The following is a 14,755-nucleotide window of genomic DNA, read 5'->3' as shown; positions in this document are numbered from 1 at the left end:
TTTTCCCGGGCCGCACGGAGGCATCTCACATGCAGGTGGAGGCGGAGGTGGTGTCGTTGCTCCAGGGCGTCGTGAACTGGCTCCTCAGGACGACCGCGGGACGATCGGTGATCGCGCTCGCCGTGCTCTTCGTCGGTTGGTACTGTTCGCGTGTGGCCGTCCGGATGCTCGGACGCCCCGTCGCCCAGCGCTTCGAGCGCCAGAGCCTCACCCGGACGATCCTCCGGATGATCCGACTCTCGATCATGCTCGTGGCGATCGCCGTCGCCGCGGGCGTGATGGGGATCGGAGCGGGCAACATCCTGCTCTCGGTGACGGTGCTCTCGGCGGCAGTGGGTATCATCCTCGCGCCGATCGTCGGCAACTACGTCAGCGGGCTGTTCGTGCTCGCCGATCAGCCCTACGAGATCGGCGATATGATCGAGATCGTCGACGCGACCGACACCGGACTCCGTGGATTCATCGAGGACATCACGCTCCGGTATACGAAGGTCCTCAGCGAGGACAACACCCTGCTCGTCGTCCCCAACGCCACCATCCGCGAGCGTGACGTGATCAACTACTCAGCCGAGGACGAGCGAACCCGGCGGTCGCTCGACATGACCGTCAGCTATGAGGGCGACCTCGCGGAGGCCCGCCGGATCATGGTCCGATCGGCCCGGGCGGTCGACGGCGTGATCAGCGGCGGGCCGACCATTCGCATCGGGAGCGCCCGCTATCCGGCCCGACCCACCTGCAACATCGTCAGATACGCCGATCACGGGATCCTGCTCCGGCTCCGATACTGGCTCAGAACCCCCTACTACGACGCGCCGATCCGCTCGGAGATCCAGCGACGAATCTGGGAGGAACTCGCGGACGCGGACGTGGAGATCCCCTATCCCCACATGCACCACGTCTTCGACGAGACCAGCGGAGAGGCCCACGTCACCAACGGACCTCGTGACGGCGCCGGACCGGATCTCAGCGATCGACGGTGATCACGGTGCAGTCGAGGCGGTGTCGAAGGAAGGACTCGACGTCGGGATCGCGGATCAGCCGGCTGATCAGGCGCCGCCACCGCGAGGACTGCTTCGTCCCGATCACGACGACGTCCGCGTCCTCGGCCGCGATCTCGTCGAGGATCGTCTCCTCGACGATGAACCCCGATCGGACCACGTACCGCACCCAGGGAAGCCGTCCGAACTCCGATTCGACCGCTTGCTTGAGATCTACCCGTGTGATCGGGTGGCCGTTCTGATAGAGGTTCACGTGGAGGATCGTCAGATCCGCGCCGTCTTCCTCGGCGACGTCGAGCGCTTTCGAGAGCGTCCGCTTCGAGTGGTTGGAGAGAGGGTAGCGGACCGGCACGACGACGCGACTCATCACGAGAGCGTGGATCGCGCAACGGGGTCAACCTTTTCATTCGACCAGCGGCTCCACGAGGCGGATCGCGTCCGGACGCGGAGAAACGGCACGCCGGACGGTCGCCTCGCGGCTGTAGTCCCGGATCGGAGACGTCGATCGTCTCACGACCGATGCCGGTCGCCGAAGCGCGCGATCGCCTCGCGAAGCGTCATCACCTCGATGTCCCGCTCGTCGATCCACTCGAGCGTCTCCCGGATGCGTTCCCTCGAGACCTCCTCTTTGAACGCGTGTGCGCCGAAGACGCCCAGCGCGCCGCGCTCGGCGATCTCGTCGAGGTCCCGTCGTACCGACTCGCGACTGGTGAACTCGATGAAGTAGTCCCGACAGGTGCGGTAGGGGTCGAACTCCCCCCGGTCGTTGATCCGCGATCCGTGTTTCGCGTTCGCGACGCCGTCGTAGTACTCTCCGACGAACTCCATCGAGTACTCGTCGAAGTTGTCGTAGGGGGCGAGTAGCGTATCGACCTCGAAACCCAGTCGCTCGAGTTCGCGTTTCGACTCTCCCAGCGACGCGTGCATCTGGTCTGCGGGGTACCGAACGACGGTCTCGCCCGCGGCGAACGACTCGCCGAGCGGCTCGTCCAACTCGATGTACCGGCCGACGCCGTCGCTTCCGTAGTCGACGACGGTTCGGCGGACCGTTCGATCGTCGTCGGTGATCTCGAGTTCCTTCCCCCGGTGGTAGCCGTGGCGGATCTCCTCCGGGTAGACGGAGCCGTCCTCCGGGGCGGCGCTCTCGACGAGCTCGAAACTGCCCACCGCGGTGTGTTCGACCGTGTGAGAGGCGATCTCCCAGCCGGCGTCGACCAGCGCTTCTAGATGTTCGACGTCCATGCAGCCGGCGTCCATGTAGTCCTCGCGGCCGATCCACTCGGAGACGATGCCCGTCGTCGCGGGCGCGTCGAACTCCTGGTGGACGGGAAACGCCTGCGTGTAGTCCTCCAGCGGCCCGTCGTCGTAGACGAAGACGACGGCACCGCCCTCCGGCGGCTCGACGACCTCGTCCTCGTCGTCCTCCGTCGTCCCGTCATCGGTCGTTTCGCCGTCCGCCGTCGCGTCTTCGGGCTCGTTCTTCTCCCGGTCGCCGAGCGTCTCCTCGGCACTGTTCCCGGCGGTACAGCCGGCGAGACCCGCGAGCGCCGCGGCGCCAATCCCGAGTACGGCCCGTCTCGACCGCTCCTCTCGTTTCATATGAAAAATGTATCTTGAACATACATTGTTACTAACCGGATAAGAACCGGTACGCGTTCGTCAGCGGACGGGAAATCCTCATGCCGACGGCGTCCCTCGTCGGACGTATGGAGACGATCTCGACCCCGGAGGGGACGCTGTACGTCGCTCGCGACGAGGCCGAGCGCGGATCCGAGGCTCCCTTTTACGTCGCCTATCGCAGCGAGAAGCGCCAGAACCGCTGGGGGTACGTCTGTGGCAACTGCGACGGACTCGACATCGCGATGGACCCGATGGGCCGCGTCGTCTGCAACGACTGTCCGAACCAGCGCAAGCCTACCGAGTGGGACGCGGCCCACGAGTGACCGCACGAAGCTTTATTGTCCGAGACGTCGTATGCTCACTCGGATGGGTACTGTTAGCACACCTCCCGTCGAGCAGGCCCGGTCGATCTTCAACGACCTCGGCTACACCGTCTCCGGCGACGGTCCCGAGTTCCGCGCCGAACGCGAGTGGAAGGTAGTCCACGTCAGTGCGGTGGGCGAACCGGAGGAGACGCCCGAGTCGGGGGCGCTTCGTTGTTTCGTGACATACGTCGAGACCGCGGAGACGCTCGAACGCCAGCTTACGCGACTGGAACCCGACTACGAGTGGGCGATCATCTCCGTCGACGACGACGAGTACGACGTCGTCCGTGCGCCGCCGACGCTCGCCTGACGACGGACGCTGACGGAAAGTTGATACGGCTCTGCTGAGTACGTATCGCTATTGTGACGGCAGTAGGGGGACCGATCGACCGCCGGACGTTTATCGCCGGTGCCGCCGGAGTAGCCGCCGGCAATGCCGGCTGTCTCGGTCAGTTCCAGGCGTCAGTCGACCGCGATACCCCCGAACAGGTGTCGCTGGCGTTGAAGACGGTCCCCACCGACGAGGACGGCATCCCCGTCCGGATCGCCCGACATCTCTCGGAGAACCTGGAGCGGGCGGGGATCGACGCCAGCGTTCAGCCGGTGACGACCGAACAGCTTCTCAGGGACGTCCTGATCAACCACGACTTCGATCTGTACGTCGGTCAACACCCTGGCTTCTTCGATCCCGACTACCTCTACGGCTTCCTCCACTCGCGGTTCATCGAGGAGGAGGGCTGGCAGAACCCGTTCGGCTACGCGAACGTCTCGGAGGTCGACGAACTGCTCACCGAACAGCGTTACGCGAGCGACCGTATCGCGCTTCTCGAGGAGCTCCGCCGGGTGTTGCTCGAGGAGCTTCCGCTCTCGGTCGTCGCCTACCCCGACGAGCCCCGGGCGATCCGCGAGGATCGCTACTCGGGGTGGGCATACCGATCGCTCGAACGACCGCTCGGCTACCTCTCGCTAGAGGCCCACGAGGAGGCGAGCCGCGACGGAGTTCGCGAGGCCAATACGCTGTACATGGGTATCACCGACCGCCGAGTCACCCGGAACCGGAACCCCTTCGCAGTCGAGTTTCGCCACCGCGGCATCATCACCGGTCTGCTGTACGATCCGCTCGGACAGCCGATCGAGGGTTCGATCGAGCCGTGGTTGGCCCGGGACTGGCAGTGGGACGACTCGGGACCGACGATCAGGCTGCACCTCCGGGACGGCCTGACGTGGCACGACGGCGAGGCGCTCACCGCGGCGGACGTCGCGTTCACCTATCGCTTCCTCGCGGACACGACGATGACCGACGACGATCCGGTCATCCCGGCCCCTCGGTTCCGAAGTCGGAGTTCGCTCGTAGAGAGCGTCGAGGTCACCGGCAATCGCGAGGTCGAGATCAGCCTCGTCGCCTCCCGGGAGGAGGTCGGCCTACGGGCGCTGACCGTCCCGATCGTCCCCATGCACGTCTGGGAGCAGCAGACGGAGCTCACCTCGATCACCGGCGTCGACCGGAACAACGTGACCGAGGCGCTGATCTGGGACAACCCCGAGCCGGTCGGCTCCGGAGCGCTCCGGTACGCCGACGCCGTCGTCGACGAGCGCCTCGAACTCGAACGGTTCGACGACCACTTCCTGATGCGCGAGGAGGTCGCCGACGTGCTGTCGCCGTTCGCCGGCGGCCCGTCCTACGAACGGATCCTGTTCCTCTACTCGCCCTCGCAGGCGAACCTGATCGAACTGGTGCAGACCGGCAACCTCGACGCGACCACCGCCGGCCTGACGGCGACCGAGATCCCGCGGGCCGACCAGGCGTCGAACGTCTCGCTGCGGGTCGAGAGCACGAGCGCGCACTACCACGTCGGGTTCAACGCCCGGAACGCGCCGCTCAGCAACCCCCGGTTCCGACTGGCGGTCGGACGCCTCATCGATCGAGAGTACCTCCGCACGGAGGTCTTCGACGGTTTCGCGACCCCGGCGCTCTCCCCGCTGGGTCCGCGCTCAGCGGTAGAGAACGGCTGGCGACCCAGCAGCGAACAGGGGTTCGCCGGTCAGAGCGGCACCGCCACGATCGACGAGGAGACCGCCTACGAGCTGTTTCGCGAGGCGGGCTACACGTACAACGAGGAGAACGAGCTCGTAGCACAGCAGTGAGAGCATGACATGAGTCTCCTCCTCGTACTCGCGACGGTGATCGTGGTCGTGAGCGTCCTGCTCGTCGCCGGTTCGGTCGTCTGTCTCGACCGCCGGGCGCTGCGCGAACTCAGAAACGAGCTCCGTCCCCGGTTGCGCCTCGCCGCCCCGGCGCTCGCGCTGCTCGCCGCGGTCCTCGTGCTCAACAGCCTCACCCGCCGGGCGGCCCAGCAGCTCTCGTGGCTCATCGGTTTCGAGATAACGGCCGCCATCTACCGCATCGAGGGCGACTTCGTCGCCACCTTCCAGGCGTTCGAGACCCCCGCACTAACGCTGTATTTCTCGTCCATCTACGTCTACGGCTACGTCTTCCTGCTGGTCTTCCCGCTGCTCGCGTATCTCGCGCTCAGCGATCAGCGTCGGCTCCACGAGCTCGCGATCGCCTACGCAGCGAACTACGGGCTCGGGCTGGTCTGTTACCTGCTCTTCATCGCCTACGGTCCGCGTAACCTCGACGTCGCCGAACAGCTGATGTACAACGTCTACCCCCAGTCCCGGCTGCTCACCAGCGCGGTCAACACGAACACGAACGTCTTCCCGTCGCTCCACACCTCGCTCTCGGTGACCGCGATGCTGTTCGCGTGGCACACCCGCGAAGCCTATCCTCGATGGCTCGTCATGGCGAGCGTCCTCGGCGTCAGCGTCGTGACGGCAACGATGTACCTCGGCATCCACTGGGCGACCGACGTCGTCGCGGGGACGGTGCTCGGAACCGTCAGCTACCTGATCGGGATCCGCACTGCCGACCGCTGGCGCGAACTCGTCACGGCGCCGCGGCTGAACGGCAGGCTCCGCCACCGCTTCGGACGCTCCCGTGAGGATCGGTGAGTCGCCTCCGAGCTACGACGTCGTGCTATCATCCACCCCGGAACGGTTAATACGGTTAAAATCCAGTATAGAAGCGATTCTAGCGGAGTCGGCGCCGTCGATCCAGCGAGAGTCGAGTAGTTACAATGGTTCGGTACCAACGAAATCGGATGGCGGGTGTGAGCGACGAACGGTGGATGCGGATCAGCACGGTCAGCGCGCTGCTCGGCGGCGGATTGCTGGCGCTCTCGGGAGTCGCGATGCACAGCGTCCTGAGCGTCGAGCAGTCGACGGTGGCTGCGCCGTTCCTCGCGGCGGCGATGCTCCTCCTCGTGGCGGGCCTCCCCGCGCTTCATCTGAGCGAACGCCACTGGTTCGACACCCTCGCAAAGGCAGGGTTCGGGCTCATGGCCGTCGGCTGGATCGTCGCGGCCCTCTCGTTCCCCATCGCTAACTACGCCTTCGAGATCGTATTCCTCGGGTTCCTGCTCGGACTGCTCGTCGCGATGATCGGGGCGCTCGTCCTCGGCGTCTCGATGCTGCGCAACGACGAACTAGCGGTCCCCCGGCCCGGTGCGTGGCTCCTGGTCGCCGCGCTACCCGTCGGCCTCCCGTTCACGATCGCCTTCACCGGCTACGTGATGGGAGGGGTTGACAGCCCGTGGGCCGGTCCGATGCTGCTCTACGGTCTCGCCTGGGTCGTCTTCGGCTACCACCTGCGGGCCCACCGTGCGGACGCCGCGAGCACCGAGGCGGTTCCCCAGTAGAGCAGTTCCGTCCTCGTTCGAGCGATCCGATTCCCGGAATGGTCGCCGTCGGTCCGCCGGCAGGCGAGAAGTCACCTGCCGGCACCGGTTGCCACAGAACTAAGGGGAGTGCAGTAGAACCCTCTACCTGCTTATGGTATTCAAGAAGGTCACGCTGATCGGGACGAGCACCGAGAGTTTCGACGACGCCGCCGACAACGCGATCGAGCGCGCCCAGAACACGCTCGAGAACGTCTACTGGGCGGAGGTCGACGAGTTCGGCGTCGAGCTGAAGAACGTCGACGAGCCCGAGTATCAGGCGACCCTCGAGGTCGCCTTCCAGGTCCAGGACTGAGAGCGAACTCGGGTGGCGGTCCGTTCTGCGTTTCGGAGTAGGTTGAAGTGTTGACCCCACGAGCCGCGGCCATGAGCGAGGAACGGGCTATCGAGCGGATCAACGAACCGAACACGGTACCATCGCTTGTCGATGATCTCCGGGACCTCGGTATCAAGGACGGCGAGATGGTGCTCGTTCACGCGTCGCTAAACGCGCTGGGATGGACCTGTGGCGGCCCGCAGGCGGTCTGTGACGCGCTCCGTGAGGTCGTAACCGACTCGGGGACGCTGGTGATGCCGACCCATACCGGTCAGTACACGGAGCCATCGAGCTGGTCCGACCCGCCGGTTCCCGACGAGTGGATCGGGACGATACGGGAAGGGATGCCAGTCTACTGGCCCGCGGTCACGCCGACGCGGGGCGTAGGAGCAGTCCCGGAGTGTTTCCGAAACTATCCCGACGTGATTCGGAGCCGCCACCCCGAGGTCTCCTTTGCGGCGTGGGGTAGTGAGGCCGAGGCGATCGTGGCCGATCACGACTTCGACTACGGGCTCGGCGAGGGATCGCCGCTCGCCCGGATCTACGAGCGGGGTGGAGAGATCCTCTTACTGGGCGTCGGCCACGACGCCAACACGTCGCTTCACCTGGCCGAACACCGGGCGGAGATACCGAAAGAGACGGTCACGAGCAGCGCTCCAGTGGTCCGGAGCGGCGAGCGTGTCCGCCTCGAATACGAGGACATCGAGACGAGCACGGAGGACTTCCCTAAGATCGGGACGGCCTTCGAGGAGCAGGTCGGCGTCGTCGAGGGACGAGTCGGTGCGGCGACGGCGAAGCTGATCGATCAGCGTGAACTGGTTGACTTCGCGACCGAGTGGTTCGAAGCGAACCGATAGCGACCGGTGGCCGACGGCGGTTCGGTGCGAGGCGGTGGCCTCGCTTCGCGGCCGACGGCCGCGAAGCGAACGGGGAAAGGCTGGCGTCCCCGGGAGCGGCGCGTGATCACGCGCCGCGACTGGGCGGTACCTGGCCGGAAATGAAAAGGGCGAGCGAGGCGTGCCAGCGCCGAGCGAGGGCTTTCGTTAGGTGCGGAACGACTCGCCGCAGCCACACTCGCTGACGACGTTTGGGTTCTCGACGTGGAAGCCCGCGCCCTGCAGGCCGGACTCGTAGTCGAGCTGGCTCCCCTCGATGTAGTTCATGCTCGCGGGGTCGACGAACACGCGCAGTCCGTGGTGTTCGTAGACGGTGTCGTCCTCCTCCGGTTCGTCGTCGAAGCGCATCCCGTACGAGAGGCCGGCACAGCCGCCCTGCTGAACGAACAGCCGCAGACCGGCGAGATCGGTGTCGAGGCCCTCGCCCTCCAGGAGGTCCAACGCCTGTTCCGCGGCCGTCGGGGAGACCTGGATCTCCGGGTTCGCGCCGGCGGCAGTCTCGGTGCTCATACGCTATCGTCTATCCCCGAGGCGGTTAACTGTGACGCTCACACACACTACCGCTCGTACGTCCGTTCGCGCTCGCGGTGCAGTTCATCGGGCTCGGTCGCGAGCAGTCGGTCGAGCCGGCGTTCGAACTCCTCCTCGTCGATCTGGCCCCGAGCGTAGCGCTCCCGGAGGGCGGCTACCGGGTCGTCGCCGGCATTCTCCCGTGACGCGCCGGGGGGAGTCGACTCCCGCTCGTTCCGAACGGCCTCGACGGTCGCCGTCACCGGGTTCTCTCCCGTCTGCCACCAGTAGCCCGCGAGCAGCACCATCGCGAGCGCGAGCAGCCAGGGGGCTTCGAGGATCAGGAGGGGAAGGACGATCGCCAACAGAAGGATCGTACTGAGGATGAGCAGTCCGTCCCTGTCGTCACCCATGATATCATTGTTCATTCGGTCGTACAAAACGTTTGCTCACACCGACTCTCGTGGCCCCGTCGAAGTGCCCGTCGTTCAGCCGGAACGGTCGTCTGACTCCTGCTGGCTCGTCGTGAACGGCGTGATCGCGATCGTCTGCTGGGAGATCGTCGCGACCCGGAGGACGAACGCGAACAGCACCGAGAGCGGCATCAATCCGATCACGGTCGCCCCCACGACGACGGCACGGAAGATCGGATCCGGCCCCCTGAGGTTGGGCTCGGTCGTGAACGCGGCAAGGACACAGACCGCGACGAACATCGCCGGCACGCCGACGTAGAGCAGCATCCGCGAGAAGCGCGCGAGCTCGTTCTGGATGTAGAGCGTCTTGAGGTACTGGCGCGCGACGTCGATGTGCTCTAAGGTGTGGATGAGCTCGTCCAGGCCCTCCTCCGCGTGGTCGGGAAGCGACCCCCGATAGTCGCGTTTGATCCTCCGTGCGTCGCGGATCTGTCCCGCGTAGTTCGTGTCCAGCGCCGCTATCAGGATCTCGAGAATGCCGGTGTCCGACTGCTCGTAGAGCTCGTGGGTCCGGTCGATCCGCGTGGTCACCGTCTCGACGAGTTCGTCGACGTCCCCGCGCAACCCGTTGGGAGCGTTACCGACGATCAGGCCGCCGAGATCCTGGACCCGACGTCGCGCGGTCTCGAGCAACAGCAGGAAGAACTCCGGCGGGAAGACGGGGGCGACGTCCCGCGGGGCAGAGGACTCGACCTCGTCACGGTACTCGTGGACGTCCTCGATCTGTGAGCGGACCTCGCCGGGGGCCTCGAGCTGGCGTGAGAGCACGAGCTGGTTGACCGAGAGGACGACCGTAATGAGGGTGAAGTTCCCGCCCACGAACGCGCTGAACAGGAACTGGAGCGGCCCGGTGTTGGTCACGACCAGGAATCTCGTCCCCGCCATCCACCCGAGGACGATCGCGACCGGGACGAGTGACGCGGCCGCGACGGCCCAGCGCGAGCCGTCGAACAGGACCCACCGTGCCGCTCGGTCGACGACTCCCTCCTCGCTTCTCTCGACGTCGCTCATCGGTCGAAGGACGTGCCGCCGTCGCTGAAAGGGTGTCGTCTCAGTCCTCGGGCAGGCGCTCGCGGTCGTCGCGTCCTTCGCTTTCGCCTTCGCTCTCGTGTTCCGGTCGCTCTCGAAGCCGGACGGTGACGCTCTCGGCGTGGGCCTCGAGTCCCTCCGCCCGCGAGAGCGTGTCGACGGTGTCCGCGAGGTCGTCGAGTCCCTCGGACGAGAGCCGCTGGACCGTCGTCGCGCGGAGGAACTGTTCGACCGAGAGTCCGCCGGTGACCTTCGCGAGACCGTTGGTCGGAAGCACGTGGTTCGTCCCGCTGGCGTAGTCGCCCGCGGCGACGGGGGTGTGGGGCCCGAGGAAGACGCTTCCTGCACTACTGATCCGCTCCAGGATCGTCTCGTCGTCGTCGGCCTGGATCGAGAGGTGTTCCGCGGCGTACTCCTCGGCGAAGAGGATCGCCTCGCTCATCGAGCGCGCGAGGAGTACGCCGCTCGCGTCGCTTGCGAGCGCCTCGCGGATCGTCTCGGCCCGTTCTCGCTCCCCGACGCGGCGCTCGAGTTCGCTCACGATCGCCTCGGCCGTCTCGCGGTCGTCACTGACGGCCACGGCCGATGCGTTCGGGTCGTGTTCGGCCTGCGCGAGCAGGTCGCTCGCGACGAATTCTGGACTAGCTGTCCCGTCGGCGAGCACGAGCACCTCGCTCGGTCCGGCGAGGAAGTCGATCTCGCAGTCGCCCCGGACCTCGGCCTTCGCGGCGGTCACCCACCGGTTGCCGGGGCCGACGACCTTCCGGACGGGCGGAATCGACTCGGTGCCGTAGGCGAGCGCGGCGATCGCCTGTGCGCCGCCGACGCTGTAGACCTCGTCGGCGCCCGCGGCGTGGATCGCCGCCAGCGTGGCGGGGTTGATCTCCTTCGCTGGCGGGGTCGCGACGCGGACGTCCTCGACGCCCGCTACCTTCGCCGGGATCACGCCCATCAGCGCGCTCGAGGGGTAGGCCGCAGCGCCGCCGGGGACGTAGACGCCGACGCGATCGAGCGGACGAAAGCGCCGTCCGAGTTCGCGGCCCTCGTCGAACGCCGCGCGCCAGTCCTCGGGACGCTGGCGTTCGTGGAACTCCCGGACGTTGGCGGCGGCGGTGTCGATCGCCTCGCGGAGGTCGCCGTCGATCGCCTCGTAGGCGCGTTCGGCCTCGTCCGTGATCTCGAGGTTTCCGACGTCGACGCCGTCGAACTCCTGGGAGAACTCCCGGACGGCGACGTCGCCCTCCTCGCGGACGCGTTCGACGATCCCGCGGACGTCGCTCCGAACCGTGTCGATGCCGGCGTCGCGCTCGAACAGCGCGCGGCGTCGTTCGGGAGTGAGATCGGCGACTGGCTGGACGTTCATGGGAGCGCTTCGGCCGTGGCTCGAAAAGTCGTTTCCATCGATCGCCGGCGCTACGCCAGCAGACCGGCGATGAGGACGACCATCACCACCGCGGTCATGACGGCACCGAAAACGAGCGCGAAGGCGACGATGGAGCCGAGCATGCCGTTGTCGCGGAAGAACTCCTGGACGACCTCGCGGACGTCGTCCGAGAGCCCTGAGAGTCGTTCGAGCATCTCTACGGCGCCAATAGGACCCTCTCACATATAGTCCGTTCGACGGCCCGAACCCGAATCGTTCGGCGTGTCGTCGCGGCGTCGAGAGCGGTCGCTCCCCATCTCACAGCGTCGAAGATGTCGCCCGGAACACTAACGACCGGCCTCATCCCGTGGCGGCGTGCCGCGTCGGCCGGGAAACCCTCGTGCCGGGCGGTTCCGTTCGCGGTCGTTCCGCGTGACGGTCACGGACGGACCGCATGTCGCACACCCGGGTTCTCCGCGCGGTCATCGCTCCCTGACGGGAATGCTCGGGCGGGGACTTGAGGTGCGCACCCGACGCTACGCTCGCGGACTGATTAAGCCCTGCGTCCCGACCCGGCCGTACGCTCGCGGCCGGCGCGGCGACCGCGGAGAACAGGTACTTCCTCGCGTGGCCCCTACTCGAATCCGATGACGCTCCCCGACCGCGACGCCCTCCCGCGGCGCGAGTATCTCAAGGCGCTGGTCGCCGCCGGCGGCACGAGCGCGCTCGCCTCCTGCCTCGACCTCGGCGAGGAGGAGCGCGCTGAGATCCCGTCGGGAACCGACGACCCGGACGCGCACCCCGAGCGCCAGCACGCCTGGAACGCGGTGCTCTCGGGCGACGAGAACGAGAACATCGTCCCCTCGAGACACCACGTCCTGCTTTCGCTGACCCTCGCGAACGATCCGACCGACGACGACCGGGAGCGCTTCGAGGCGGCGCTTCGAACGCTCGAACGCGCCTACGAGCGGAGCCACGACGGCCTGCTGTTCACCGTCGGCTACACCCCCGCCTATTTCGACCGGTTCGGCGAGGGACCCGCGGGTGTCGACCTGCCCGAACCGTCCGCCCTCACGGAGTTCGAGCAGCCGGAGTTCGAGGCCGGCGACCTCCTGATCCACCTCGCGAGCGACCACCCCGAGCCCGTCCTCGCGGCCGAGGAGGCGCTGTTCGGCGAGGTCGAGGAGGTCAACGGCGAGCCCGTCGGGACGACGATCGCCGATCTCGTTGCAGAGCGCGAGCGCCACACCGGCTTCGTCGGCGCGGGCCTCCCCGCCGAGCACCAGGACGTCGAGGGCGTCCCCGACTCCGAACCGATCCACGAGGAGGCACCCTTCTTCATGGGCTTTCGCTCGGGCTTCCAGGAGAGCCAGGCGACCGAGGACCGCGTGACGATCGACGAGGGCCCGTTCGCCGGCGGGACGACCCAGCACGTCTCGACGCTTGCGATCGACCTCCGCCAGTGGTATGAGCAGGACTCGCAGTTCCAGCGCGTCGCGAAGCTGTTCAGTCACGAACACGCGAACGAAGACCTGGTCGGCGAGTACGGCGAGAAGCTCGAGGAATCGAACGCGCTCACCGACGAGCGGATCGCGTCGACGATCGATGACGCCCGCAGTCGTGGCGTCGTCGGTCACGCCCAGAAGGCCGCCCGCGCCCGCGAGGACGGCGAACCGCTCCTCCTGCGACGGGACTTCAACACGACCGACGACGACCGCCCCGGACTCCAGTTCCTCACGCTCCAGCGCGAGATCGAGGAGTTCGTCCGCGTCCGCGAGGCGATGACCGGCGCGGACGTCGCCGAGGAGAGCGGCGTCGGCCGGATCGCCAACAACGGCATCCTCCAGTACCTCACCGTCCGTCGTCGGGGCAACTACCTCCTTCCACCGCGCGCCCATCGGGCGTTTCCGACGCCGCGGCCGGACGACGCGTAACCGGGGCGACGGCGATCGGAATTCGGCGGGTCGGGGGCGCCATACAGAAGCGAGCCGACGGACTACAGCACGTACTCCGATTCGCGGAACTGAACGTACCGGTCGCCGCGAAACGCGAAGCGCGCCTTTCGATAGGCGAACAGCAGCCGCGTGGCGTCGATCCCGGCGCTGAACCTGCGGTCCAGCATCTCGAGCCCCTGTGCTTCCGCGAGCATCCTGCGGGCGGTCCGGAAGGTGCGGTCCCAGTCGGCGGGGGTGTAGTCCTCGACCATCCTCGCCATGGCGACGTTTCGCGTTATCTCCTCGCCGATGACGCCCTTCCAGGTGTCGTTGTACGTCTCGAGGTCGCCGATCGCCGCGAGCCGGCCGGCGATCCTCCCCGAACGTACCGCGACGTGGTAGCCCCCCTCGTGGAACGCCGAGGTGGTGCCCATCGCGCCGCCCGCGACGGCGATCCCGGCTCTCGTCGGCGAGTCGATCGGCCGTGTCGAGGAGATGGGGTACGCCTCGGTACCGCCGCGCTTCCCGCGATCGGAGACGAGCGGGAAGTCCTCCTCGACGTCGTAGCGGTCGCCGTACTCGCGTTCGAGCAGGCGTCGGAGGTAGATCGCCCCCGAGGGGAGCTGCTCGTCGTCCGGGTCCAAAAGCGGGTAGTCCTCGGGGTTCTCGACGTCCGCGAGGTCCATCCCGATCGGCATCGTCAGCCCGACCCGGGCGACGTTTCCGTCGTTGGGGAAGACCCACGGGTAGGCCGTCTTCCCGGGGATGTACCCCCACCAGAACTTCAGCGCGCTCTCGTCGAAGACCTCCTCGGGGATCCGACGGTGCTCCTGGTAGGCGATGTGGTTCGCGTGGGTTCCGAGGACGTCACTCATCGATCGCCCGGCGGGGACGAACTGATCGAGCGTCGGGATCGTGACGTTTCGCTGCGGGCCGTCCGCGAGGATCAGGTGTTCGGCCTCGATCTCCGAGCCGTCGCCGAGCGTGAGGGTGTGGCGGTGGCCCGAGGAGAGATCGCTCTCGACGCGCTTGACCCCGCTTCCGACGCGGTACTCGGCGCCGGCGTCCTCGGCGCGCTCGCGCAGCCAGTCGTCCATTCGGGGCCGGTCGAAGGTGAAGCCGAAACCGGGGTAGGAGGAGTCGATCCCGGTCGAGTACATCGTACAGCGCTCGGTGGGGCCGACGAACTCCGTACGGTCGAGCTCCCGGAGGACGACCTCGTCGGGGATCTCCTCGAATGGGATGCCCATGAGATCGACCCAGTAATCGAGCATCCCGGCGGCGTCCGTCGAGTCCGGCCCCAGTTCCGTGCGATCCGCCCGTGGGACCCCCTTCTCGACGGCGACGACGCTCGCGTCCCGCCGAGCGGCCGCCTCGGCGGCCGCCATTCCGGCGGGGCCGCCACCGACGATCGCAACGTCAACGCGCTCCATACACCGAACCTCGCTCGTACG

Annotated in this window: 17 protein-coding genes; 9 read left to right on the top strand and 8 right to left on the bottom strand. The window is 67.1% G+C overall.

The window, feature by feature from the left end:
- Positions 1-29: 29 nt before the first annotated feature.
- Positions 30-980 carry a mechanosensitive ion channel family protein gene (locus V0Z78_RS07240; RefSeq protein ID WP_336343962.1) on the top strand — a complete coding sequence of 317 codons (951 nt, stop codon included), beginning with the start codon at positions 30-32 and terminating at the stop codon, positions 978-980.
- Here the strand turns inward: V0Z78_RS07240 and V0Z78_RS07235 are convergent.
- The gene (locus V0Z78_RS07235) at positions 964-1,365 is read right to left on the bottom strand and encodes a universal stress protein (protein ID WP_336343961.1); all 402 of its coding nucleotides are present in this window, start codon (positions 1,363-1,365) and stop codon (positions 964-966) included. The two genes, V0Z78_RS07240 and V0Z78_RS07235, sit on opposite strands and share 17 nt — an antisense overlap.
- Before the next feature lie 143 nt (positions 1,366-1,508).
- Entirely contained in the window at positions 1,509-2,597 is a 1,089-nt protein-coding gene (locus V0Z78_RS07230; RefSeq protein ID WP_336343960.1) for a polysaccharide deacetylase family protein, read from the bottom strand.
- Between the two features lie 107 nt (positions 2,598-2,704).
- Between V0Z78_RS07230 and V0Z78_RS07225 the strand changes: the two genes are divergently transcribed.
- The 7 genes from V0Z78_RS07225 to V0Z78_RS07195 all read left to right on the top strand — a co-directional run bounded on the left by V0Z78_RS07225 (position 2,705) and on the right by V0Z78_RS07195 (position 7,953).
- Positions 2,705-2,941 (top strand): DUF5816 domain-containing protein, encoded by a 237-nt coding sequence (locus V0Z78_RS07225; RefSeq protein ID WP_336343959.1) that lies wholly within the window; start codon positions 2,705-2,707, stop codon positions 2,939-2,941.
- A gap of 43 nt (positions 2,942-2,984) precedes the next feature.
- Complete coding sequence (locus V0Z78_RS07220; RefSeq protein ID WP_336343958.1) at positions 2,985-3,293, top strand: DUF7116 family protein; 309 nt, start codon at positions 2,985-2,987, stop codon at positions 3,291-3,293.
- Between the two features lie 53 nt (positions 3,294-3,346).
- The gene (locus V0Z78_RS07215) at positions 3,347-5,128 is read left to right on the top strand and encodes an ABC transporter substrate-binding protein (protein ID WP_336343957.1); all 1,782 of its coding nucleotides are present in this window, start codon (positions 3,347-3,349) and stop codon (positions 5,126-5,128) included.
- 9 nt (positions 5,129-5,137) lie between these two features.
- A complete protein-coding gene (locus V0Z78_RS07210) occupies positions 5,138-5,995 on the top strand; it encodes a phosphatase PAP2 family protein (protein WP_336343956.1) in 858 nt (285 codons plus the stop codon).
- Positions 5,996-6,120: 125 nt separating this feature from the next.
- Positions 6,121-6,741, top strand: coding sequence for a hypothetical protein (locus V0Z78_RS07205; RefSeq protein WP_336343955.1), 621 nt, complete (start codon positions 6,121-6,123; stop codon positions 6,739-6,741).
- A gap of 133 nt (positions 6,742-6,874) precedes the next feature.
- Positions 6,875-7,075, top strand: coding sequence for a dodecin (locus tag V0Z78_RS07200; protein ID WP_336343954.1), 201 nt, complete (start codon positions 6,875-6,877; stop codon positions 7,073-7,075).
- 71 nt (positions 7,076-7,146) lie between these two features.
- Positions 7,147-7,953 carry an aminoglycoside N(3)-acetyltransferase gene (locus V0Z78_RS07195; RefSeq protein WP_336343953.1) on the top strand — a complete coding sequence of 269 codons (807 nt, stop codon included), beginning with the start codon at positions 7,147-7,149 and terminating at the stop codon, positions 7,951-7,953.
- A 186-nt stretch (positions 7,954-8,139) separates the two neighbouring features.
- Here the strand turns inward: V0Z78_RS07195 and V0Z78_RS07190 are convergent, their stop codons facing one another.
- From V0Z78_RS07190 to V0Z78_RS07170, 5 genes are all read right to left on the bottom strand, one after another.
- Entirely contained in the window at positions 8,140-8,502 is a 363-nt protein-coding gene (locus V0Z78_RS07190) for a HesB/IscA family protein (protein ID WP_336343952.1), read from the bottom strand.
- A 47-nt stretch (positions 8,503-8,549) separates the two neighbouring features.
- Positions 8,550-8,915: an SHOCT domain-containing protein gene (locus V0Z78_RS07185; RefSeq protein WP_409338678.1), complete on the bottom strand. Its 366-nt coding sequence runs from the start codon at positions 8,913-8,915 to the stop codon at positions 8,550-8,552.
- Positions 8,916-8,990: 75 nt separating this feature from the next.
- Positions 8,991-9,986 (bottom strand): hypothetical protein, encoded by a 996-nt coding sequence (locus V0Z78_RS07180; RefSeq protein WP_336343951.1) that lies wholly within the window; start codon positions 9,984-9,986, stop codon positions 8,991-8,993.
- Positions 9,987-10,026: 40 nt separating this feature from the next.
- Entirely contained in the window at positions 10,027-11,367 is a 1,341-nt protein-coding gene (gene hisD / locus V0Z78_RS07175) for a histidinol dehydrogenase (protein ID WP_336343950.1), read from the bottom strand.
- Between the two features lie 50 nt (positions 11,368-11,417).
- On the bottom strand, positions 11,418-11,582 hold the full coding sequence (locus tag V0Z78_RS07170; RefSeq protein ID WP_336343949.1) for a hypothetical protein: 165 nt from the start codon (positions 11,580-11,582) through the stop codon (positions 11,418-11,420).
- 432 nt (positions 11,583-12,014) lie between these two features.
- Between V0Z78_RS07170 and V0Z78_RS07165 the strand changes: the two genes are divergently transcribed.
- Positions 12,015-13,301 (top strand): DUF7405 family protein, encoded by a 1,287-nt coding sequence (locus tag V0Z78_RS07165; protein ID WP_336343948.1) that lies wholly within the window; start codon positions 12,015-12,017, stop codon positions 13,299-13,301.
- Between the two features lie 62 nt (positions 13,302-13,363).
- Here the strand turns inward: V0Z78_RS07165 and V0Z78_RS07160 are convergent, their stop codons facing one another.
- Positions 13,364-14,734 (bottom strand): NAD(P)/FAD-dependent oxidoreductase, encoded by a 1,371-nt coding sequence (locus V0Z78_RS07160; protein ID WP_336343947.1) that lies wholly within the window; start codon positions 14,732-14,734, stop codon positions 13,364-13,366.
- Positions 14,735-14,755 lie beyond the last annotated feature (21 nt).

The organism is Halalkalicoccus sp. CG83, from assembly GCF_037081715.1.
GTDB lineage: Archaea > Halobacteriota > Halobacteria > Halobacteriales > Halalkalicoccaceae > Halalkalicoccus > Halalkalicoccus ordinarius.
This window is presented reverse-complemented; position numbering and strand designations above follow the sequence as displayed.

What these genes read in the sequence shown, in the direction of transcription:
- hisD (WP_336343950.1), bottom strand. Translation starts at nt 11,367, where the DNA reads ATGAACGTCCAGCCAGTCGCCGATCTCACTCCCGAACGACGCCGCGCG.
- V0Z78_RS07180 (WP_336343951.1), bottom strand. Translation starts at nt 9,986, where the DNA reads ATGAGCGACGTCGAGAGAAGCGAGGAGGGAGTCGTCGACCGAGCGGCA.
- V0Z78_RS07160 (WP_336343947.1), bottom strand. Translation starts at nt 14,734, where the DNA reads ATGGAGCGCGTTGACGTTGCGATCGTCGGTGGCGGCCCCGCCGGAATG.
- V0Z78_RS07230 (WP_336343960.1), bottom strand. Translation starts at nt 2,597, where the DNA reads ATGAAACGAGAGGAGCGGTCGAGACGGGCCGTACTCGGGATTGGCGCC.
- V0Z78_RS07185 (WP_409338678.1), bottom strand. Translation starts at nt 8,915, where the DNA reads ATGGGTGACGACAGGGACGGACTGCTCATCCTCAGTACGATCCTTCTG.
- V0Z78_RS07210 (WP_336343956.1), top strand. Translation starts at nt 5,138, where the DNA reads ATGAGTCTCCTCCTCGTACTCGCGACGGTGATCGTGGTCGTGAGCGTC.
- V0Z78_RS07200 (WP_336343954.1), top strand. Translation starts at nt 6,875, where the DNA reads ATGGTATTCAAGAAGGTCACGCTGATCGGGACGAGCACCGAGAGTTTC.
- V0Z78_RS07205 (WP_336343955.1), top strand. Translation starts at nt 6,121, where the DNA reads ATGGTTCGGTACCAACGAAATCGGATGGCGGGTGTGAGCGACGAACGG.
- V0Z78_RS07235 (WP_336343961.1), bottom strand. Translation starts at nt 1,365, where the DNA reads ATGAGTCGCGTCGTCGTGCCGGTCCGCTACCCTCTCTCCAACCACTCG.
- V0Z78_RS07225 (WP_336343959.1), top strand. Translation starts at nt 2,705, where the DNA reads ATGGAGACGATCTCGACCCCGGAGGGGACGCTGTACGTCGCTCGCGAC.
- V0Z78_RS07190 (WP_336343952.1), bottom strand. Translation starts at nt 8,502, where the DNA reads ATGAGCACCGAGACTGCCGCCGGCGCGAACCCGGAGATCCAGGTCTCC.
- V0Z78_RS07170 (WP_336343949.1), bottom strand. Translation starts at nt 11,582, where the DNA reads ATGCTCGAACGACTCTCAGGGCTCTCGGACGACGTCCGCGAGGTCGTC.
- V0Z78_RS07195 (WP_336343953.1), top strand. Translation starts at nt 7,147, where the DNA reads ATGAGCGAGGAACGGGCTATCGAGCGGATCAACGAACCGAACACGGTA.
- V0Z78_RS07240 (WP_336343962.1), top strand. Translation starts at nt 30, where the DNA reads ATGCAGGTGGAGGCGGAGGTGGTGTCGTTGCTCCAGGGCGTCGTGAAC.
- V0Z78_RS07165 (WP_336343948.1), top strand. Translation starts at nt 12,015, where the DNA reads ATGACGCTCCCCGACCGCGACGCCCTCCCGCGGCGCGAGTATCTCAAG.
- V0Z78_RS07220 (WP_336343958.1), top strand. Translation starts at nt 2,985, where the DNA reads ATGGGTACTGTTAGCACACCTCCCGTCGAGCAGGCCCGGTCGATCTTC.